The 19,110-nt window shown below is 38.3% G+C and carries 20 protein-coding genes; 12 read left to right on the top strand and 8 right to left on the bottom strand.

Features of this window, described 5'->3' with window-relative positions; translation table 11 throughout:
• Positions 1–11: 11 nt before the first annotated feature.
• Positions 12–1,346, bottom strand: a complete 1,335-nt coding sequence (locus AO498_RS10785) for a sensor histidine kinase (protein WP_192842556.1) — start codon at positions 1,344–1,346, stop codon at positions 12–14.
• Between the two features lie 350 nt (positions 1,347–1,696).
• On the opposite strand from AO498_RS10785, the gene AO498_RS10780 reads away from it, so the two are divergent.
• The 3 genes from AO498_RS10780 (at position 1,697) to AO498_RS10770 (ending at position 4,733) form a co-directional block, all read left to right on the top strand.
• On the top strand, positions 1,697–2,125 hold the full coding sequence (locus AO498_RS10780; protein WP_067547230.1) for a response regulator: 429 nt from the start codon (positions 1,697–1,699) through the stop codon (positions 2,123–2,125).
• A gap of 87 nt (positions 2,126–2,212) precedes the next feature.
• Positions 2,213–4,447, top strand: a complete 2,235-nt coding sequence (locus tag AO498_RS10775) for a heavy metal translocating P-type ATPase (RefSeq protein WP_067547227.1) — start codon at positions 2,213–2,215, stop codon at positions 4,445–4,447.
• Between the two features lie 73 nt (positions 4,448–4,520).
• Positions 4,521–4,733, top strand: a complete 213-nt coding sequence (locus tag AO498_RS10770) for a heavy-metal-associated domain-containing protein (RefSeq protein WP_067547224.1) — start codon at positions 4,521–4,523, stop codon at positions 4,731–4,733.
• A 51-nt stretch (positions 4,734–4,784) separates the two neighbouring features.
• Here the strand turns inward: AO498_RS10770 and AO498_RS10765 are convergent, their stop codons facing one another.
• Together AO498_RS10765 and AO498_RS10760 are read right to left on the bottom strand one after the other, a co-directional pair.
• Positions 4,785–6,599: a glycoside hydrolase family 2 protein gene (locus AO498_RS10765; protein ID WP_067547221.1), complete on the bottom strand. Its 1,815-nt coding sequence runs from the start codon at positions 6,597–6,599 to the stop codon at positions 4,785–4,787.
• 29 nt (positions 6,600–6,628) lie between these two features.
• Entirely contained in the window at positions 6,629–7,360 is a 732-nt protein-coding gene (locus AO498_RS10760; protein WP_067547218.1) for a hypothetical protein, read from the bottom strand.
• 177 nt (positions 7,361–7,537) lie between these two features.
• On the opposite strand from AO498_RS10760, the gene AO498_RS10755 reads away from it, so the two are divergent.
• Complete coding sequence (locus AO498_RS10755) at positions 7,538–9,268, top strand: phospho-sugar mutase (protein ID WP_067547214.1); 1,731 nt, start codon at positions 7,538–7,540, stop codon at positions 9,266–9,268.
• 49 nt (positions 9,269–9,317) lie between these two features.
• Here the strand turns inward: AO498_RS10755 and AO498_RS10750 are convergent, their stop codons facing one another.
• Positions 9,318–10,262 carry a succinylglutamate desuccinylase/aspartoacylase family protein gene (locus AO498_RS10750; RefSeq protein ID WP_067550426.1) on the bottom strand — a complete coding sequence of 315 codons (945 nt, stop codon included), beginning with the start codon at positions 10,260–10,262 and terminating at the stop codon, positions 9,318–9,320.
• A gap of 62 nt (positions 10,263–10,324) precedes the next feature.
• On the opposite strand from AO498_RS10750, the gene murB reads away from it, so the two are divergent.
• Positions 10,325–11,338, top strand: coding sequence for a UDP-N-acetylmuramate dehydrogenase (murB, locus tag AO498_RS10745; protein WP_067547210.1), 1,014 nt, complete (start codon positions 10,325–10,327; stop codon positions 11,336–11,338).
• On the opposite strand, the gene AO498_RS10740 is transcribed toward murB, so the two are convergent.
• On the bottom strand, positions 11,335–11,820 hold the full coding sequence (locus tag AO498_RS10740; RefSeq protein WP_067547207.1) for a deoxycytidylate deaminase: 486 nt from the start codon (positions 11,818–11,820) through the stop codon (positions 11,335–11,337). The genes murB and AO498_RS10740 overlap by 4 nt on opposite strands.
• A 111-nt stretch (positions 11,821–11,931) precedes the next feature.
• On the opposite strand from AO498_RS10740, the gene AO498_RS10735 reads away from it, so the two are divergent.
• The 7 genes from AO498_RS10735 to AO498_RS10710 all read left to right on the top strand — a co-directional run bounded on the left by AO498_RS10735 (position 11,932) and on the right by AO498_RS10710 (position 14,829).
• On the top strand, positions 11,932–12,513 hold the full coding sequence (locus AO498_RS10735) for a DUF4136 domain-containing protein (protein WP_102135890.1): 582 nt from the start codon (positions 11,932–11,934) through the stop codon (positions 12,511–12,513).
• Complete coding sequence (locus AO498_RS10730; protein ID WP_067547204.1) at positions 12,510–12,821, top strand: Mpo1-like protein; 312 nt, start codon at positions 12,510–12,512, stop codon at positions 12,819–12,821. Before AO498_RS10735 ends, AO498_RS10730 begins: the two co-directional genes overlap by 4 nt.
• A 110-nt stretch (positions 12,822–12,931) precedes the next feature.
• Positions 12,932–13,288 (top strand): response regulator, encoded by a 357-nt coding sequence (locus AO498_RS10725; protein ID WP_067547201.1) that lies wholly within the window; start codon positions 12,932–12,934, stop codon positions 13,286–13,288.
• 75 nt (positions 13,289–13,363) lie between these two features.
• A complete protein-coding gene (locus AO498_RS10720; RefSeq protein WP_067547199.1) occupies positions 13,364–13,849 on the top strand; it encodes a hypothetical protein in 486 nt (161 codons plus the stop codon).
• A gap of 58 nt (positions 13,850–13,907) precedes the next feature.
• Positions 13,908–14,111: a hypothetical protein gene (locus AO498_RS17200; protein WP_067547196.1), complete on the top strand. Its 204-nt coding sequence runs from the start codon at positions 13,908–13,910 to the stop codon at positions 14,109–14,111.
• A gap of 87 nt (positions 14,112–14,198) precedes the next feature.
• Positions 14,199–14,348, top strand: coding sequence for a hypothetical protein (locus AO498_RS17250; RefSeq protein ID WP_192842555.1), 150 nt, complete (start codon positions 14,199–14,201; stop codon positions 14,346–14,348).
• A gap of 58 nt (positions 14,349–14,406) precedes the next feature.
• A complete protein-coding gene (locus tag AO498_RS10710) occupies positions 14,407–14,829 on the top strand; it encodes a DUF6526 family protein (RefSeq protein WP_067547193.1) in 423 nt (140 codons plus the stop codon).
• 1 nt (position 14,830) lies between these two features.
• Here AO498_RS10710 and AO498_RS10705 read toward each other — a convergent pair whose 3' ends face one another.
• The 3 genes from AO498_RS10705 to AO498_RS10695 form a co-directional block, all read right to left on the bottom strand.
• Entirely contained in the window at positions 14,831–15,940 is a 1,110-nt protein-coding gene (locus AO498_RS10705) for a glycerate kinase family protein (protein WP_067547190.1), read from the bottom strand.
• Positions 15,937–17,292: an alanine/glycine:cation symporter family protein gene (locus AO498_RS10700; RefSeq protein WP_067547187.1), complete on the bottom strand. Its 1,356-nt coding sequence runs from the start codon at positions 17,290–17,292 to the stop codon at positions 15,937–15,939. Before AO498_RS10700 ends, AO498_RS10705 begins: the two co-directional genes overlap by 4 nt.
• 129 nt (positions 17,293–17,421) lie before the next feature.
• The gene (locus AO498_RS10695; protein ID WP_067547184.1) at positions 17,422–19,014 is read right to left on the bottom strand and encodes a beta-N-acetylhexosaminidase; all 1,593 of its coding nucleotides are present in this window, start codon (positions 19,012–19,014) and stop codon (positions 17,422–17,424) included.
• Positions 19,015–19,110 lie beyond the last annotated feature (96 nt).

Raw genomic sequence — 19,110 nt, 5'->3', positions numbered from 1 at the left:
ATCAAGGCAAATTAATCCAAGCTGCCGGAAAGAGTGAACTTATGGTGGCCATCTGCATAAGAATAAGTGAGCTCCATATCCAGAGATTCTGCAATTTCCTTACTCATCAGTAATCCAATACCCGATCCCTTTTCATTTTGAGTACCCATTTGAGACTCAATTCTAGGCGTAAATAAATTGGAAAGACTTTCACCCGCTAGCGGCAATCCGGGATTAGAAACTTCCCAAGAAACATGACCTGGCTTTTGGGAAAGTTTCAGTGTAACTTCTTGCTCTGGCTGGGTGAATTTGACCGCATTATCGATCAAGTTTTTTAGTATAATGCTAATTGGTTTGGCTTCGAGTTCTACGGTTTGATTATCGCCTTCTTTTAAAAATGAGAGACTTAATTCCTTCAAGGAAATCGGTTCTTGCATCATCTCAATCATTTCCTGGGTGAAGGCATCAATATCCACCAAGTTTCTCGAAAACTTCTCCTCTCCCAATTCTATCCTAACCCAACTCATGGTGTTTTCCAGCACGTGTGAAAGGTGATGGCTTTGCTTCTTAAGATTACCCAACATCTGCTTGAGTTTGTCTTCATCCAATGCACCCATTTCGAAGAGTTCAAGAGACAACGTCAAGGTATTAATTGGGCTACGAAGATCATGAGAAAGCAATGCTAATAGCTTGGATTTCTTATCGTTCAACTCTGAAAGCTGAAGGTTAGCTTTTTCCTTTTCCTTTTGAAATTTGATTAACAGGCGATATTGATCGTGGTAATTTTTTTGCAAGATCCAAACTCCAATCGAGGTAAAAAGAATTGTCCAAAACAATCCTAGTGTAATCGCCACAAATCGACTTGAAGGTTCTTCATAAGTTGTGTCAACTGGGACGATTTCAAAAATTTCCAAGAATAGAAATAAGGTGAAAATTAAAAACCCTAAAACAATCCAAAACCATTTTACCCACCCATCAATTAAGACAACGCAGGTCAATGTCAATATAAATAAGGTCACAACGGTGGCACCATATGAACCGTGATTTTTAAAATAATTTACGGATAAAAGGAAGAAACATATGAATAAAAGAATATTTAGAAATACCTGAATCTGTCCCTGCTTTTTGGTGAACCAATACCCAAATAAAAATAATGCCCCTATGGCCAATTTCCCAACAATTAGGTAAATGGGAACTTCGGTAAGTAAATTACTAAGTCCAAAAGCAATGAAAAGAATACTTCCCAACAGCATAGCTGTTCGAGACATCTCATTTTGCAAATCAATTAAACTCTTAACTTCTTTTTCCGAACTAAATAAACTCATGTCTCTAAAATATCCGCAAAGTAATTTTTTTAATAATAGCATGTATAATATACACATTTAAAAAAAGAAGGATTAAAAAGCACGCCTCCAACAATTATTTATACTCATAATTTTAATTTTTAATACATTTAATTAAAATGATTAAATAGTATATTGGTTTATTTATATTTATTAGAAAAACAGAACTTAAATTGAAATAAACCGCATTATTTTGTAAACGTGAGTCAAACTTAATTGGTGAAATTAAAGAGCAAAAAAATCCAATTACTGGCTAGAAAAAGCTTAAAATTAACCTTTGAGAATACTGGATTTTAACCCCCGATAGGATTTTCATTCCATTTATTTTTTGGAATAACCACTCGGATAAAATATTTTTGACCAAATCAAAAAAAATGGCGGAGTACAAAGTCCAAGAAATCATCATGATTGACGACGATTCGATAGTCAGGATGGTTGGGAAAAGGATCCTTAAAAATCTTGATTTTTTAAGTCCCGTTACACAATTCGAAAATGGTCTTCAAGGAATTGAATACATCAAAGAAAAGATTTCAAAAAAGGAGTTAATAGCAGGGCAACCTATTTTAATTCTTTTGGACATCAACATGCCTATTATGGATGGTTGGGGATTTTTAGATGCATTCAAGGAACTAGAAGTGAAAGACAAAAATCATTTTGCGATTTCAATCATTACAAGCTCGATAGATTCTTCAGATCGTGCTAAGGCCTTCTCTTATGCAGAGGTTTTGGATTACATCCAAAAGCCTTTAGCAGCTAAGGACTTATTGGATTTTTTGAAAAAGCATGACTTGATGGAGGATTAACCTCTTTAAAGCTACAAGTCAAAATCTTGATACTTTTTTCCAAAATGGTGTAACTTTTTCCACTCTTCAAATTCGGATATTTGTCTAATGACTACTAATTCCGAAAAAGTCCACAAGCAAACTTTTCCTGTAACTGGAATGACTTGTGCAGCTTGCGCCTCGAGTGTAGAAACGATTCTTCAATACACGGATGGGGTTCATTCAGCCTCGGTCAATTTTGCCAATTCTACCGTGATGGTAGAATATGATGATCAAATCAATCCAGATGGTTTAAATGCAGCCCTTCAGGACGTAGGTTATGGTTTAGTTCTTGATTCGAAAAACCTAGAAGAATCTGTCCGTGAGGAGCAGCAAAAAGCCTATGCAGAAATCAAAAAACGGACAATAGGCGCGGCCATCCTTACCCTACCCATTTTTATCATTGGGATGTTTCTGATGAATTGGGAAGCTGGAAAATGGATCAGTTTGGCCTTAAGTATTCCAGTTATCGGATATTTTGGAAGGAATTTTTACATCCACGCTTGGAAGCAAGCCAAGCATGGCAAAGCCAATATGGATACACTTGTGGCATTGAGTACAGGAATTGCATTCCTGTTTTCGCTTTTCAATACGCTTTTTCCTTCATTTTGGAAACAGCAGGGACTTCATCCTCATGTTTATTATGAAGCGGCTACAGTGATCATCGTCTTTATTTCCTTCGGGAAATTATTGGAAGAACGAGCAAAATCCCAGACTGGCACTGCCCTAAAGAAGTTAATTGGCCTTCAACCCAAAACACTAACCCGGATTCAAGACGGCCAGTCAGTTGTGATTAAAATTGAGGATGTACAGATTGGAGACATAATCCAAATCAAACCTGGAGAGAAAATTCCTGTCGACGGAGAAGTCAGCGCAGGAAAGAGCTATGTCGATGAAAGCATGATTAGCGGAGAGCCTATTCCTGTTTTGAAGGAGACAGGGGACCAGGTTTTTGCAGGCACCATTAATCGAAAAGGAAGTCTGGAAATCATTGCTCAAAAAGTGGGCGCCACTACCCTATTGGCTCAAATTATCCAACGGGTACAAGAGGCCCAAGGAAGTAAGGCCCCAGTTCAAAAACTGGTTGATAAAATTGCTGGAATATTCGTTCCAAGTGTACTTGTCATTTCCATCTTCACATTTATTGTTTGGTTGGTTTTTGGAGACCAAAATTCCTTTTCACATGCTCTGTTAGCAAGTGTTTCTGTTTTGGTGATTGCCTGTCCTTGTGCGTTGGGTCTAGCCACGCCAACCGCAATCATGGTTGGGATGGGAAAAGGAGCCGAAAATCAAATTCTAATCAGTGATGCTGAAAGCTTGGAAATAGGTCATCGAGTCACTACGGTTGTCCTTGATAAAACGGGAACCATTACGGAAGGAAAACCCAGGGTTCAAAAAATGGAATTTTCAAACCAGGTGGACTCCAAAGATCAAGACTTTTTAAGGTCAGTACTTTATGCTCTTGAGTCAAAATCTGAACATCCTTTAGCAGAGGCCGTGCTACTTGATGTAAAAGAACAGGGGATCAATTCCCTTCCTATCCTTGAATTTGAAAGCTTTACCGGTAAGGGAATTTCAGGAATCGTGGAAGGAAAACGGTATTTCATCGGAAATCAAACGCTAGTTCAAGAGCAAGGCATTTCCATCCCGGAAGAATTGGAATTGGAATCCAAGAATTGGGGAAATCAAGCGCAGACGGTGATTTGGTTTGCCAATGAAAGGACTGTTTTAGCAATTATTGGAATTCGAGATCAAGTCAAAGCAACCTCGAAATCTGCCATTCAGCGATTGCAAAAAATGGGGATTTCGGTTCATATGCTATCCGGAGATTATCCTCAAACGGCTCAAGCGGTTGCTCTCGAGGTTGGAATCGATCACTTTCAAGGTGGAGTATTGCCCACGGACAAATCCCTCGTGATTCAACAACTTCAAGCAAAAGGTGAAATTGTGGCAATGGTTGGTGATGGAATCAACGATTCAGAAGCATTGGCACAAGCGGATGTGAGTATAGCTATGGGACATGGATCAGATATCGCGATGGACGTGGCTAAAATCACGTTGATTTCCTCTGATTTGGAGAAAATTCCTCAAGCGATTCACCTCTCACGAATGACTGTCAATGGTATCAAACAAAACCTATTTTGGGCCTTTATTTACAATTTGGTAGGAATACCTGTTGCGGCGGGAATATTGTATCCTTTCAATGGATTCTTACTTGATCCTATGATTGCGGGTGGTGCCATGGCATTTAGCTCGGTGTCGGTCGTGTTGAATAGTCTACGCTTGAAGTCGAAAAAATTATAAACTCAAAAACAATCTAGTTTCCGATTCAAAATTCATTTGAAATCTCTTAAAAACGAGAATAACATCTACATCTATGAAAACGCTAAAATTTAAAACCAATATCAACTGCAACAATTGCCTGGCTAAAGTAACACCAAAATTAAATGAGCAGTCTGGAATCGAGTCTTGGAATGTTGATTTGCAAGACGATGAGCGAACTTTAACAGTAGAAACTGAAGAGCTTCAAGCGGAGGATATTAAAAAAGCAGTCTTGAAAGCTGGTTTTATTGCTCAGGTAAAAGAGTAATAAAAAAAAACTACCCCCGATAACTTCTTATCAGGGGTAGTTTTTTTTGAATTAGCGATACAGTTTTTCATGCAACTTTTTCAATTCATCTAGGGCAATTTTGATTACCTGCCGGTCATAGGTCATCAAGCCATTGGTTTCTATTTCCACATCAGTTGTCTGCGTATAAACTGCAGCAGCCAGCCCTCGAGGAATGTATTTCGCGAGATCATCGATCAATGCTGAATACCTAGCCTTAAGTTCTTCCTCGGTAGAAAAACTTTGATACCCCCAATTGTCCTTTAATTGCCAAGTATGCCCTTCCAAAGGAAGACCAAGCCCTCCAAATTCACCCAAAACAAGAATTGAATTGGCTCCAAAAATCTTAGGATTAGGCATGACTGGATCAGGATAATTGTGCAAGTCCAGGATATCACCTACGACGGTATTCCCATTCATTTCAAAGTTCCCTCCAGAAGCCGAATTGATAAGCCGAGTATTATCCAATTTTCGAGTCAATTCTACGATTTCCCCAGTCTTAAATTGCCCCCAAGCTTCATTAAATGGAACCCACACCACGATGGAAGGGAAAAATTTAAATTCCTGAATGATTTCTTGCCATTCCTTTTTGAAAATTTCTTCGGATTCTGCAGTTCTTACTTTTTCAACTCCCTCCCGAATTACTCCAGGGCGAACTTCCCAACGATTCCCCATATCTCCTGATGGCATATCTTGCCATACCAATAAGCCCAATCGATCCGCATGGTAATACCATCTAGCAGGCTCCACTTTGACATGTTTCCGAATCATATTGAAGCCCATTTCTTTTGTCTTTTCAATATCAAATCGAAGTGCTTCATCGGTAGGAGCTGTGTACAATCCATCAGGCCACCATCCCTGATCCAATGGGCCATAATGAAATAGTGGCTTACCGTTTAGAAACATTCGTTGATGACCATCCGAAGATTTCGCCATCTGGATGTCTCTATAGGCTGCATAAGATTGGACTGATTCGATAAGTTTTTTTCCTTCGAACAGTTGGATCGAAACATCATATAGAAATGGAGAATCTGGCGACCAGGCATTGGGATCGGTTATTTTTACTGGTATAGGTTGATTTGCTTTTCCTTTGAAAGTTCCAACTATTGTCTCTCCGGATTTTATGACTACTTCTACTTCCAGCCCTTCTTTGGAAGTAGCTACTTTAGGATAAAACACTTGAACTCCATTTTGCCAATCGGTGGAAGAATAGCTCGAAACAATGTGATCAACTGGAACAGATTCCAACCAAACGGTCTGCCAAATGCCCGTGACCGGAGTGTACCAAATTCCCCGAGGAGCTTTGACCTGCTTGCCTCTAGGCTGAGGTCCAACATCGCTTGGATCCCAAACTCTCACCCGGATCGTTTGAGATTTACTTTTAGCAAGTTGATCAGTAATATCAAAGGAAAATCCATCAAACCCTCCTTGGTGAGTACCTACAGACACTCCATTGACCCAAACTTCAGTTTCCCAATCTGATGCGCCAAAGTGAAGAATGGTCCGTTTGTTTTTTCGATCCAAACTCAGATCAAAGGACTTTTCGTACCAGAGTTCATTCTCTGCTCCTACTTCCTTTTGAACTCCAGATAAATAGGATTCGACAGGAAACGGAACAGTTATTTTCCCAGCAAACCCAGTCTCAGGGAGACTGCCTTTAGGTAAAATTGCGTAATCCCATTGCCCATTTAGATTTTGCCAAGCAGATCTGACCAGTTGGGGTCTTGGATATTCGGTATGAGGAGCGTCAGCATTTACAGCATCAGTCCAAGGTGTTTTCAGTCTAGCCTCTTGTCCGAGGACCGATAAAGAAGAAGCTAATAAAATGAGAAAGAAAAAACGTTTCATAGGTTAGGTTATTAGGGTTGAATGTTGATCTATTGAAAGTCAAACCATAAAGTGGTAGAAGAATTTGATGGAGAATCTGAGCTGGATGATTTAGAGCCGGTTGAGGAAAGTTGAGGGAAATAAAAGAATAAATCAGCCGTATCATTAGCTACTGTTAGGTTTTTGGTCATGAATTGAAATCCTTTAGCATCTGATTTCACAAGCAGTTTCACCTCAGAAAAATCAATTTGAGCTTTATCTGTAGCATAGGATGTCGAAAGGCTATCTGAAAATCCTTGCCGAATCAATTGATCATTGATTCTCACCTCTTGAAGGTCATGTTCAGGAATAAAGAATCCCAATCCTGCTAGATCTTTTTCCAAAGCTGCAGATCCTGAAATATGCAACTTAAGTTCTCCATTAGATGACACGGACCATACCAAGCTATTTGGCCAAGGATCATATTGAGAACTAATCGTAACCGAACCATCCTTTTGCTTCTTCCATTCTACCTTTTTGAGTTTGGAAGCTAGTCCTGGGATTTCCTTGGATTGAGAAATTTCCAATACATGCATCCCTATTTTCACCTTTTCCAAATTGCCACTGGTTTTCCCAAATACATATAATTTGTGCCCAACTCGAATTTGTAAATCAATCGTTGACTCTCGAACAACGATTCCTTCATTTCGGATCATTGAATCAAATAAATGATGAGAATTTAGCTGGGCAGAAAAGGTTAAAAAAAGGGAAAGAAAAGAGATGTGAAGCGAATGTAGAATCATGAAATTCCCGGGTGAAATATGGATTCTAAAATAGTCCTTATCGTGAGGAATAAAAATTGGGTGGCCTCAAGGGGGCAAAAAATAGTTTTAAAGGGTAAAATTCATTCATTTTCAAAAACAGCGTTTCATTTTTTGACATTTTCCATAACTTAGAAACACACAGAAATTTTTAAAAAAATGAGTTCTATCGACCCTGCAATCCTAGCCAAAGCACAAAGCTGGCTGGATGGAAATGTGGATGCAGTAACCAAATCAAGCATCCAAAAATTGATTGATGAAAATCCTACCGAATTGATTGATTCCTTTTATCAGGATCTTGAATTTGGAACTGGAGGATTGAGAGGTTTAATGGGAGTTGGCACCAACCGAATGAATGTATATACGGTAGGGATGGCCACGCAAGGATTGGCAAATTACCTTCTAAAATGCTTCCCAGGCCAAGACATTAAGGTTGCAATTACTCATGACAGCCGCATCAATAATACGCTTTTTGCCAAAACCACTGCCGATGTGCTAACGGCAAATGGAATTAAAGTACTCTATTTCAGAGAAATGAGACCAACCCCAATGCTGTCATTTGCCGTTCGGTACTTTGGTTGCAAATCAGGGGTCATGATCACGGCTTCTCACAATCCTAAAGAATACAATGGCTATAAAGCGTATTGGGAGGATGGTGCCCAAGTAGTCGCTCCTCATGACACCAATATCATCCATGAGGTACAGCAAATCACCTCTTTTGACTTAGTGAATTGGAATAAAAACGATGCGTTAATCCAATACATTGAAGAGGACTTTGATGCGATTTATTTGGAAAAAGTAAAAAGCTTGAGTTTATCGCCTGCAGAGATTCAAGCCCAAAAATCAATGCCAATCGTCTTTTCCCCAATTCATGGAGCATCCGGAAAAATGGTTCCTGCTGCCTTGAAAGCGTTTGGTTTTGAAAACATCCATGTGGTCAAGGAACAAATCGACCCCGATGGCACCTTCCCAACTGTGATTTATCCAAATCCTGAGGAAGCAGAAGCCCTCACACTATCCATTGAACTTGGAAAAAAAGTTGGTGCGGAGTTGGTACTTGCATGTGACCCTGATGGCGATCGATATGCTGCTGTAGTTCCAAACGAGGCCGGTGAATTTGAATTATTGAATGGCAACCAAACTGGAACGCTTTTGACCTACTACCTCCTTTCACGATGGAAGGAAGCTGGCAAGCTGGATGGAAAGCAGTTTATGGTCAATACCATTGTCACCACAGAACTGATAAACCAAATTGCTGCTGGGTTTGGTGTTAAATGCTTCAATGTTTTAACAGGGTTTAAAAACATTGCCGCAATCATCCGGGATTTGGAAGGAAAAGAAAGCTTTATTGGTGGTGGAGAAGAATCTTACGGCTATCTAGTTGGGGATTTTGTAAGAGATAAAGACGGAGTCAGCGCATGTGCCATGGTAGCAGAAGTGATCGCCTATTACAAAACACAAGGCAAAAATGTATTTCAAGTATTAGCTGAAATCTACCATCAATTTGGCTTCTATAAAGAGTCTTTAATTTCTGTAACCAAGAAAGGAAAAGATGGAGCAGAGCAAATTCAAAAGTTGATGGCAGACTTTAGAACGAATCCTCCAAAAGAAATGAATGGTTCAGAGGTGGTAAAAATTGTCGATGTCAAAAATTCTACGATTACTGATCCTAAAAGCGGCCAAGTAGAAAAATTAGACATGGACAAATCAAATGTAATGCAGTTTTATTTGGCTGATGGAAGTAAAATTTCAGCCAGACCATCTGGTACAGAACCAAAAATCAAGTATTACTTTTCGGTCAATGGAAATTTGAGTAATCCAGAAGATTATCGAAAAGTAGAAGCAGAAATGGTGAAAAAATTGGACGGACTTAGAGCCTATTTCAGCTAAATAGTTTTTATCTCAATGAACAGCACTGGAATCTTTTAGTGCTGTTTTTTTATTCCTTACCTAAATGAATCAGCGCATCCCCTACATTGATTACGGGGTTATTATTTAATCCAATGATGTGCCCATTGGTAGTCGCTTTAATCGGAACCACCACTTGGCCATATGGATCCGAGATTCTTGCTAAGATTTCTCCCTTCTTGACAAAATCTCCAAGCTTGACAGAGGAATAAAAAATCCCAGAGGCTTTTGCTCTTATCCATTCGCTGTCTTTCAAAACGATAGTTTCTTTCTTCTCATGATATGCCTCAATCATCTCTAGGTGATTGAGCAGACGTTTGGTCCCCAAAATCCCCTCCTCGATCGCATAATTATCGAGTCGCATCGATTCCCCACCTTCAAAAACCAAAAGGTGCTTTCTTGCTTTGAATGCCGTCTTTCGGAATGATTTATCAATATGTTTAGAAGGTACTACGTAATGAGTACCAAAGGCTTTTGCTAGCTCTACCCCTACTTTATCCTTGAAATCAACTCGAATCTGGGGATGATTAGACAGCATCCTTCCTCCTGTATGAAAATCGATCCCATAGTCAATCTGAGGAATAATTTCTTCACTCAATATAAAAGCAATACGGGATGCCAAAGAGCCCTTTTTACTGCCGGGAAAACTTCGATTCAAATCTCTCCCATCAGGAAAAGTCCGACTGTTGGATAAAAATCCATAGATATTCACCAATGGAATAAAAATCAAAGTTCCTTTTTGAAGGGAAAGGCCATGGTCAAATTCTTCTAAAATCTTTTTTGCTGTGACAACTCCATTTATTTCATCACCATGAACACCCCCAGAGATCAAAACAGTAGGTCCGGGTTCCTTTGCTGAGCGAATAAAAATGGGCAAATCAATGAGGGTATGAGTAGGTAATTTTGCAATCGGAAGTTCAATATTTACCGATTGACCAGGTCGGACTCTGACTCCATTGATAATAACTTCTCTCATGGCATTTTCCTCAGTTTTCCTTTGGCTAAATTCTTGTTTAATTCGTAGCACAAATTAAGTCCATGAAGATACTAGAAAACATTTCCCTTAAACCTTTTAATACTTTTGGAATCGATAAAAAGGCGGCTTTTTTCACGACAGTTTCGAGCATTGAAGAATTAAAAGATGCTCTTTCATGGGCGAATGATCACAACCTACCAGTTCTTATTTTAGGAGGAGGAAGTAATATTTTGTTGACTCAAGAAGTCAAGGGCTTGGTGATAAAGATTGAAATATTAGGAATTCAGGTAATTGAAGAGACTGAAAATGAAGTTTTCGTGGAAGTAGGTGCTGGCCAAAGTTGGCATGAATGGGTTCAGATTTCTATTGCCAATAAATGGGCAGGAATCGAAAATCTATCCTTGATACCAGGTACTGTTGGTGCCTCACCCATGCAAAATATTGGTGCTTATGGAGTAGAATTAAAAGATGTTTTTCAAAGCCTTAAAGCCTTGAATAAAAAAAGCTTAGAGGTAATTGATTTCAGTTTTGATGAATGTGAATTTGGATACCGAGAGAGTGTCTTCAAACATCAATTTAAAGATCAATTTGTAATCACATCAGTTACGTTTCGACTTCAAAAACAACCTAAGTTGAATTTAGACTATGGGACCATTCGAGAGACATTAAAAGAAATGGGAATCCATAATCCTGGCATAAAAGAGGTCAGCAATGCTGTAATTCAAATCAGAAAATCAAAACTCCCAGACCCTGTCGAAATAGGAAATGCTGGTTCATTTTTTAAAAACCCAACGATTGATTCGACTACTTTTGAAAAGCTTTTGAAAAGATTCCCTACCCTACCTAATTATCCAAACGAAAACGGAATAAAAATTCCAGCAGGATGGTTGATTGAACAAGCGGGTTGGAAAGGAAAAAAGATAGGGAATGTGGGAGTCCACGAAAAACAGGCTTTAGTATTGGTGAATTATGGAAATGGATCTGGAGAAGAAATCAAATCCCTAGCTCAACAAATTCAAAACGATATCCTTCAAAAATTTGGGATTGATTTACATACAGAAGTTAATTTCATTTAGATTAGTGGATCAGCAACGAGTATTTCTTTTGCATATTTCTCCACAGAAACCCCGAATTTTCTAAGAAAATCAACTCCCTCGTCACTCCCAATACCTTTGTATTCGGCATAGGAAAAGAGATAAATAACCTTAGAAATCCCCATAGAAAAAATAATTCGAGCGCATGCTAGACAGGGTGCTAAAGTAACATAAAGGGTTGAGCCTTCTACCGCGGTATTATTTTTTACAGCATAAAGAATGGCATTTTGTTCCGCATGCAGCGCCAAAGAACAACTTCCCTTACTATCTCTAGCACATCCATGTTCTGGAAATTCAATATCACAATTATGCGTACCCGCAGGAGGCCCATTATATCCAATTGAGATTATTCGAGTGTCTTTGGTCAAAACTGCACCTACATGTTTTTTAATACAATGTGAGCGTTTGGCGAGATTAACTGCCAAATCCATAAAAATATCATCAAAGTCCGGTCGCATATCCATAATTGGTCAAAAATAGAAAGACCTTTTAAAGGGTGAAAATTATTTCACAAAACAGGCGTTTTTTCGTTTAGGAAGAAAAAGTAAATTTCAATTCAATTAATAAACTTCTACATGCCTCGATTTGCACAATGGATATCAATTTGCCTTGTTTGGATACTCAGTTGCGGGTGTAGTGCAATAGATATTTTTAAGGAAAATGCAGAAATTCCTATATCCAAGCCCTATCGGTCCTTTGTAATTATTAACCAAGAAGTCGGAATTCGTGGGTTTTCTGATGCAAGTTTAGATGAAATGGTTCAGCAAGAAATAAAGACCAAACTTGAACTTGTAGGATTAGTATATGACTCTAAGAAACCGGATTTAGTAATTCGTTATCGTTCCAATGAAGATCTAAGACAGCGAGATGTTGTCCAAAATATTAATCCATATCCATTTTGGGGCTATCGAGTTTATGATCCATGGTTTTTCAACCGTTTTTACAATCCAATGGGAGGAAGAAGGGTAAATACTGAGAATTATGAATTACTTCAAGTAATTCTTGACTTTATCGACCCTTCTAAGGATAAATTTCTAATGACTCTTACCGGAGTGACGGAGGTCACATCACCTAAGTATAAATCGAAAAAAGTAAGCAAGACCTTGGATAAGGTCTTAGAAAAATTTCTAAATGAAACTCAAAATCCAACCTTATGAGCAAAGAATATAAAACCCTCAAAGAATTCTATCCTTATTACTTAGAAGAACACCAAAACCCAACATGCCGAAGTCTTCACTTTGTAGGCACCGGCCTTTTATTCTTGATCTTAGCCGCATCTCTCTACCTTGGAAATTACCATTGGTTGGCTTCCATTCCTTTCGTCGGCTATGGATTTGCTTGGGTTGGACATTTTTTCTTTGAAAAAAACAAACCCGCTACCTTTAAATATCCCTTTTTTAGCCTAGTATCTGATTTTAAATTATTTTTCGATCTTCTGGTAGGAAAAGAAAAATTTAGACCCTAAAAATCAAAGAATGTAAATCGATTTTTCTGGCAAAAAATTTGCTAACTCTAAATAAAGTTATACTTTTGTATAACGATTATTGTATTTCACCAGCAAATTTTTGCATCTTAATGCTAACTATCGTACTCATAGATGATGACCCAATCAGCACTTTTGTGACTGAAAAACTTATTTCCAAGAATGTCAAGGAGCCTTGTAAGTTTTTCAAGTATCAAAGTGCCAAAAAAGCCTTGGAGGAAATCGATTCGATAAATCCACACTACTTATTTCTAGACTTAAATATGCCAGAAATGACAGGATGGGATTTTTTAGATTGCTTTAGACCTTCAGGTTCAGATGCTCAAATTTATATATTGAGTAGTTCTGTTGATGAAAGGGATATCAGCAAAGCAAGTCAATACCAAATAGTCAAAGATTATCTCTCAAAACCTCTCATCAAAAAGTACATAAAGCACATATTTAACTGATCAAATCGATCAGTTTTTTTTTGAACTTTTGAAAACACAGGATTTTAAAATTAGTTTAGGATAAAAACCTAGATTATGGCTAAACCAAATCCTCAACTCATTTCAGCAATAGAACGAACTGTTCTAAAACTTCAAACTGGGGCTCCCTACGAGTGGGGCCATATGGGAGCTTGTAATTGTGGAAACTTGGCTCAAGAACTTACCAAACTCACAAAAGGCGAAATTCATCAATACGCAATGCAGCGTCATGGGGATTGGAATGAGCAACTTATAGACTATTGCCCAACAAGTGGTTACCCTATGGATTTAATGATTTCCAAAATGATAGATGCAGGGCTTTCCATTGACGATTTGGCTCATTTAGAACGATTATCTGATCAAACCATTTTGAGACAAATTCCAAAAGAACGCAGGGATAAAATGAATCAAAATTCAAGAGAAGATGTGATTTTATACATGCAGACTTGGGCAAATTTACTTCGTGAAAAATGGATCGAAAACCAAGAAATTTCAGATGCATTGCGCGTTGAAAAAAAATTAAACCAACCTGCATTGGTGTAATTGAATTTTTGCCTTATTTCGTACCGTTCTATTAATAAAACCCTTTAAATATTTAGCTATGGAGGATTTTGAAGAAGATTTCGACGAATTTGACGACATGGAAGATGAGGATGAATTTGGAGATGACTTTGAAGATGAATACGATCTTGACGAAGAAAACGAATTTGTAGACGACAATTTTGTTGACTTTGAAGAGGAAGATGAAGACTTCGAAGATGATTTCTCTGAAGAGGATGAGGACTTCGAGGACGACTTTGAATAAGTTAGCTTGCAAACCTTTTCTGTCACTTGGTAAACTCCCCAACGAGTTTTATCTTCGGGCATTCATAAGCACATAAAAACTATTAATATGACGCTATTAAGTATTTTCAGTTCTCCTATTATGTCAGGCGCACAGTTATTCTTGCTGATTGTGTGCATTCTGATTGGTCTTGGAGCAGGATTATCTGTGATGGATGCCAGAAACACATTAGGTAAGAAAAAGAAAGCAGATCATTGATCTAGATATACCATTTTAAAAAGGAGGCTTATGCCTCCTTTTTTTATTAAACTCAGTCATGAAAAAACAAAACTACCAAAACCACGCCCGATACTATCCATTCCATCATTTTGTTCTTACTCCGATCACATTGATTATTCTTGGCGTTTCTGTTTACAAATATGATGGCACAATTGACTCCTTATTTGATTTATTGGTTGCTGGAGTCATCGTATTAATTCCATTTTTGGCAAGGATTTATGCTCTTAAACTTCAAAATCGAATCATTCTTAATGAAATGAGAGCAAGATATTTTCATCTTACAGGCTCTTCTTTTTATTCGGTAGAAAAGAATTTAAGACTTAGTCAAATAATCGCCCTTCGATTCGCATCCGATTTAGAAATCTTAGGGTTGATCGAAGAAGCGGTATCAAAAAACCTTAGCCCAAAAGAGATCAAGCTGAAAATAAAAGATTGGCAAGGGGATTTTATCCGAGTTTAAACTAAAGTATTTTAAAATAGGGCTTGGCTTTTGCCACAGCCAGCCCTAAATTTTCCTTAGCAACTTCTTTAAAGTCTGTTTTAGAAAAATCTAAATCAGGCAACTGAATTACCAAATCAAACTCCTCTTCACTAGCCTCATTTCCCGAAGTGATAATAGCTATTTTTTTACCTTCCGATTTCGCCAATTGAAGTAACTCATAGCATCCTTTTCCTTGAGTACTCTGCCTGTCATATTTTCCCTCACCTGTTAAAATCCAGTCGCAGACTCTAACTTTTTCTTCCATATGGACTAATTCAAAAAAATGACGGGCACCATATTTCATTTCTAAAGAAAAAAAAAGGGATAATCCTGCTGCTATACCTCCAGCGGCACCAAAACCTTCACGATCTGTAAAGGTAAGTTTAGATTTTGAGGCTAATAATTCAAGACACCTGCTCAATTCATTTTCAAAATTGGGTAAATCCGATTCACTTAATCCCTTTTGAGGACCAAATACACGAACAGCCCCCTCTTCGCCTATAAGGTAATTTTTAACGTCACATAACAAGGAAAACTTAATATTTGGCAGATAAAGCGGACGCTGAATATGCTTTATTTTAAAAATTAAACCTGGAGTATAGGGGCCCAATTCTCTCCCTTTCGAATCTAAAAAGATGAATCCGAGCGCTCCTAATATTCCGATTCCTAGATCCACAGTAGCACTTCCCCCTAAGCCTAAGATTATCTCTTCCGCTCCAAATTCAATGGCTTTCTTTATTATCAAGCCTGTTCCAAATGTTGATGTATTGGAAGGGTTTTTCTCATAAGAATCTAACAAGCTTAATCCGCTAGCGGTAGACACATCCAAAAGAGCTCGCTTATGATAGGAATCAAAACCAAAAAACCCACTAACTGGCCTTCCAAGTGGATCAAGGGTATCACAAGGGACTCGGTCCAACTTAAGGGAATCTATCAAAAGTGTACAAGTTCCATCTCCCCCATCAGCAATGGCTTGCTCTTGAATGGATCCAGATGGAAATCCTTTCCTTAATTCCCTAAAAATTATTTCAGTAGCTTCTTTGCCAGAAATAGTTTCTTTAAAGGCATTCGGGGCTACAAGGAAATTCATTTAGAACCTGATTTCATCCGATTAAAATAATCCTTTGTGGCTACCTTAACTTTCGGTGCCAAGTACAAGGCCGCAATCATATTAGGAAAGGCCATAACGGCATACATTCCGTCAACTAAACTTACCACCACATCTAGAGAGGCTACTGCACCTACAACAATCGTTACCAAATAGAAATAATTGTAATAATCAGCTTTATTGGCCCCAAAAAGGTAATTCATGCATTTATGACCATAATAGGAATAAGTAAACATGGTTGAAAGTGCAAAAACCAATACAGAAACCATCAGAAGATATTTTCCTACATAAGGAATCCCCATTTCAAATGCTGCTAGAGTTAATTTTACCCCATCATTTTCTGTACTTTCCCAAACTCCAGTCAATAAGATAGCTAATGCAGTCAGGGTACAAACAACGATAGTGTCAATAAAAGGACCTAACATCGCAATAAGACCTTCACGAATAGGTTCATTATTTTTGGATTGACCGTGAACCATCGGAGCTGTCCCAATTCCTGCCTCATTAGAAAAAGCAGCTCTTCGTGCACCTACAATTATTACTGAACCAACTGCACCTCCCATTACTGCATTTCCAGTGAAGGCATCTACAAAAATCAACTTAAACATATCCGGAATATCTCCTAAGTATTGGAAAACAATTAAAATGACGGTAAAGAAATAAATCCCAACCATAAACGGAACCATTTTCGAGGCAACCGCTGCAATTCGTTTGATCCCTCCAAGAATAACTGTTGCTGTAAGCAACATCATAATAATCCCAATAATCCAGCGATTTCTAACTGTCTCTTCTAAGGTATCCGGCTGAATTAAAACAGCTTGAATGACAGCAGTCAATTGATTCGCCTGAAAAATTGCCAACAGTCCAATCACTCCGGCAATACAGAAAATGTAAGAGAGAAATTTCCACTTTTTACCCATGCCTTCATCAATCACATACATAGGACCACCTTGAATCACTCCATTGGAATCCTTTCCTCGATACATAATGGCTAGTGAACACGTATAAAATTTTGTGGCCATCCCAACAAATGCTGCTATCCACATCCAAAAGATCGCACCTGGACCTCCCATATTTAGAGCAATTGCAACTCCAGAAATATTACCCAGTCCAACTGTAGATGCAATTGCTGCGGATAGTGCCTGTCGAGAAGATATTTGTCCAGGAGCTAAGTCATCATCGTATTTTCCTCGAAGAAGCTCAATAGCATGTCCCATCTTGCGAAATGGAATAAATCCTGAATGAATAAAAAAGAAAGTACCCCCTCCTAACAAAAGAACCAAAATTGGTGGGCCCCAAATCCAATTACTAAACTCTACTATAATTTCTCCCATAAATAAATTAGTGCGTTCAAATCAAATTTCAGTTCCCGATAATAGACCCAAAAATTCCAAATTCAAAGAATACTTAAAAATGAAAAGGCCCAAAATGAATTATTTTGGGCCTTTTTATTACTAAATGAATCACCAATTTACTTTGGGTGATTTATAGAATCCTACTCCTGTTAAATCCCAACGCTTTCCATGTGAGACCACTCTCTTTTGGAAACTTTCCCAGGATCTTTTCTCTTTGGAAGACCATGCGACCTCTGATAATGCCGCTAGCCTAGGGAAAACCAAATAATCAATATCAGCTCGATTGGTTACCGTTTCAGTCCATAAAGGTGCCTCTAATCCCAAAATATTTTCCTTGGATATACCCGAAGCAAATTCAGTAGGTTCCCACAAATACGCAGAATCTAGTTCAATGTAGGCTGCCCAATGCAATCCAATTCTAGAAGTACTATCATACTGCATGTCTAAGTACATTTTTGTGGCTGGTGACATTAGAATCTGATTTCCTTGGTCTTTGGCAAGTTTCGCATTTTCTTCTTTTGCCCAAAATTGAGCTACACTTCCCGGCAAAAGTTTTGCAGTTGCGATTTCGTCCCATCCTATGCTGGTTTTCCCATATTTAGAGACAATATCCTGAACACGCTCAACAAAATAAATGTAATCATCCTTTTCAGTAACGTGAGATTCGTCTCCACCAATGTGAAAATATGGACCTGAAGTTAATTCCGAAATTTCTCTTACCACACTATCCACAAACGCATAAGTAAGCTCTAAATCGGAAGAAAATGTACTCCACCCTACCTCAATGCCTGTATAAAGTTCAGAAGCTTGAGGATTTTTTAAAGGCATTTGATAATCCAGCTCTTTTTTATTCACGGTCGAAAAATCACCATCTGGTAGATTTACCCCTGGGTTTAATTCCCCATAAGAAGCCAAAGCTGCGTTGGTATGCCCAGGCATATCTATTTCTGGAACAATCGTAATAAATCTCTCGGCAGCATAAGCAACCAAATCCTCATATTCTTCTTGCGTGTAGAATCCGCCCTTTCCACCTCCTACTTCAGTTGAACCACCGATCTCTGTAAGCTTCGGCCAGGACTTTATCTCAATTCTCCATCCTTGATCATCAGACAAATGAAGGTGAAGGAAATTTAACTTATAGCTTGCCATTTGATCAATAAAGTATTTGACATCCTCTACAGAAATAAAATGACGGGCCACATCCAGCATTGCACCTCTATAGCCAAATTCCGGCGAATCCTTAATGCTTCCCGTTTGAATGGTCCATTCTACAGATTGAACACTAGATGAAGCTAGCTCAACTGGAAAAAGCTGGAGGAAGGTTTGAATTCCATAAAATAATCCCGCTTCACCAGAGGCAGTGATTTTTACCTCATTTTCAGAGATTTCTAGGTTATAAGATTCATCTGAACTTGAATCCGTTAATTCAAGAATTATTTGACCTTGATCGAAGGAAACAGGGAGATCAAAGCCAGTAGCTGGGCGTAATCGGTTTGCCAAATATTCTCCCAAATGGGTTAGCTTTTCATTTTGACCTACCAATTTTATCCCTGAATCAGGGCTCAAATCAAAAGTTCCAGTTCCATTTACCAATTCATTGGGTATTGGAATTATTCCAGTTTCAGAAAGGGTGGATGATTTTTGACAGGAACCAAAAAGAAGAGATCCAGTCAATGCAAATAGCCAGGTTATTTTTTTCATGAAAGGGGTGTTTGTTCAAACTTACTTGAATTTTTTAAACATCTAACTTTCAAAATTAAAGAATTTCAGAAATCCATGATGCCCAACAAAACCCTG

The organism is Algoriphagus sanaruensis (assembly GCF_001593605.1).
Lineage (GTDB): Bacteria > Bacteroidota > Bacteroidia > Cytophagales > Cyclobacteriaceae > Algoriphagus > Algoriphagus sanaruensis.
This window is presented reverse-complemented; position numbering and strand designations above follow the sequence as displayed.

Excerpts from the sequence above, each read along its gene's own strand:
- AO498_RS10755 (WP_067547214.1), top strand. The coding sequence starts at position 7,538 with ATGAGTTCTATCGACCCTGCAATCCTAGCCAAAGCACAAAGCTGGCTG.
- AO498_RS10695 (WP_067547184.1), bottom strand. The coding sequence starts at position 19,014 with ATGAAAAAAATAACCTGGCTATTTGCATTGACTGGATCTCTTCTTTTT.
- AO498_RS10750 (WP_067550426.1), bottom strand. The coding sequence starts at position 10,262 with ATGAGAGAAGTTATTATCAATGGAGTCAGAGTCCGACCTGGTCAATCG.
- AO498_RS10780 (WP_067547230.1), top strand. The coding sequence starts at position 1,697 with ATGGCGGAGTACAAAGTCCAAGAAATCATCATGATTGACGACGATTCG.
- AO498_RS10730 (WP_067547204.1), top strand. The coding sequence starts at position 12,510 with ATGAGCAAAGAATATAAAACCCTCAAAGAATTCTATCCTTATTACTTA.
- AO498_RS10785 (WP_192842556.1), bottom strand. The coding sequence starts at position 1,346 with ATGCTATTATTAAAAAAATTACTTTGCGGATATTTTAGAGACATGAGT.
- AO498_RS17250 (WP_192842555.1), top strand. The coding sequence starts at position 14,199 with ATGACGCTATTAAGTATTTTCAGTTCTCCTATTATGTCAGGCGCACAG.
- murB (WP_067547210.1), top strand. The coding sequence starts at position 10,325 with ATGAAGATACTAGAAAACATTTCCCTTAAACCTTTTAATACTTTTGGA.
- AO498_RS10700 (WP_067547187.1), bottom strand. The coding sequence starts at position 17,292 with ATGGGAGAAATTATAGTAGAGTTTAGTAATTGGATTTGGGGCCCACCA.
- AO498_RS10735 (WP_102135890.1), top strand. The coding sequence starts at position 11,932 with ATGCCTCGATTTGCACAATGGATATCAATTTGCCTTGTTTGGATACTC.
- AO498_RS10710 (WP_067547193.1), top strand. The coding sequence starts at position 14,407 with ATGAAAAAACAAAACTACCAAAACCACGCCCGATACTATCCATTCCAT.
- AO498_RS10765 (WP_067547221.1), bottom strand. The coding sequence starts at position 6,599 with ATGAAACGTTTTTTCTTTCTCATTTTATTAGCTTCTTCTTTATCGGTC.
- AO498_RS10775 (WP_067547227.1), top strand. The coding sequence starts at position 2,213 with ATGACTACTAATTCCGAAAAAGTCCACAAGCAAACTTTTCCTGTAACT.
- AO498_RS10725 (WP_067547201.1), top strand. The coding sequence starts at position 12,932 with ATGCTAACTATCGTACTCATAGATGATGACCCAATCAGCACTTTTGTG.
- AO498_RS10740 (WP_067547207.1), bottom strand. The coding sequence starts at position 11,820 with ATGGATATGCGACCGGACTTTGATGATATTTTTATGGATTTGGCAGTT.
- AO498_RS10705 (WP_067547190.1), bottom strand. The coding sequence starts at position 15,940 with ATGAATTTCCTTGTAGCCCCGAATGCCTTTAAAGAAACTATTTCTGGC.
- AO498_RS17200 (WP_067547196.1), top strand. The coding sequence starts at position 13,908 with ATGGAGGATTTTGAAGAAGATTTCGACGAATTTGACGACATGGAAGAT.
- AO498_RS10760 (WP_067547218.1), bottom strand. The coding sequence starts at position 7,360 with ATGATTCTACATTCGCTTCACATCTCTTTTCTTTCCCTTTTTTTAACC.
- AO498_RS10720 (WP_067547199.1), top strand. The coding sequence starts at position 13,364 with ATGGCTAAACCAAATCCTCAACTCATTTCAGCAATAGAACGAACTGTT.
- AO498_RS10770 (WP_067547224.1), top strand. The coding sequence starts at position 4,521 with ATGAAAACGCTAAAATTTAAAACCAATATCAACTGCAACAATTGCCTG.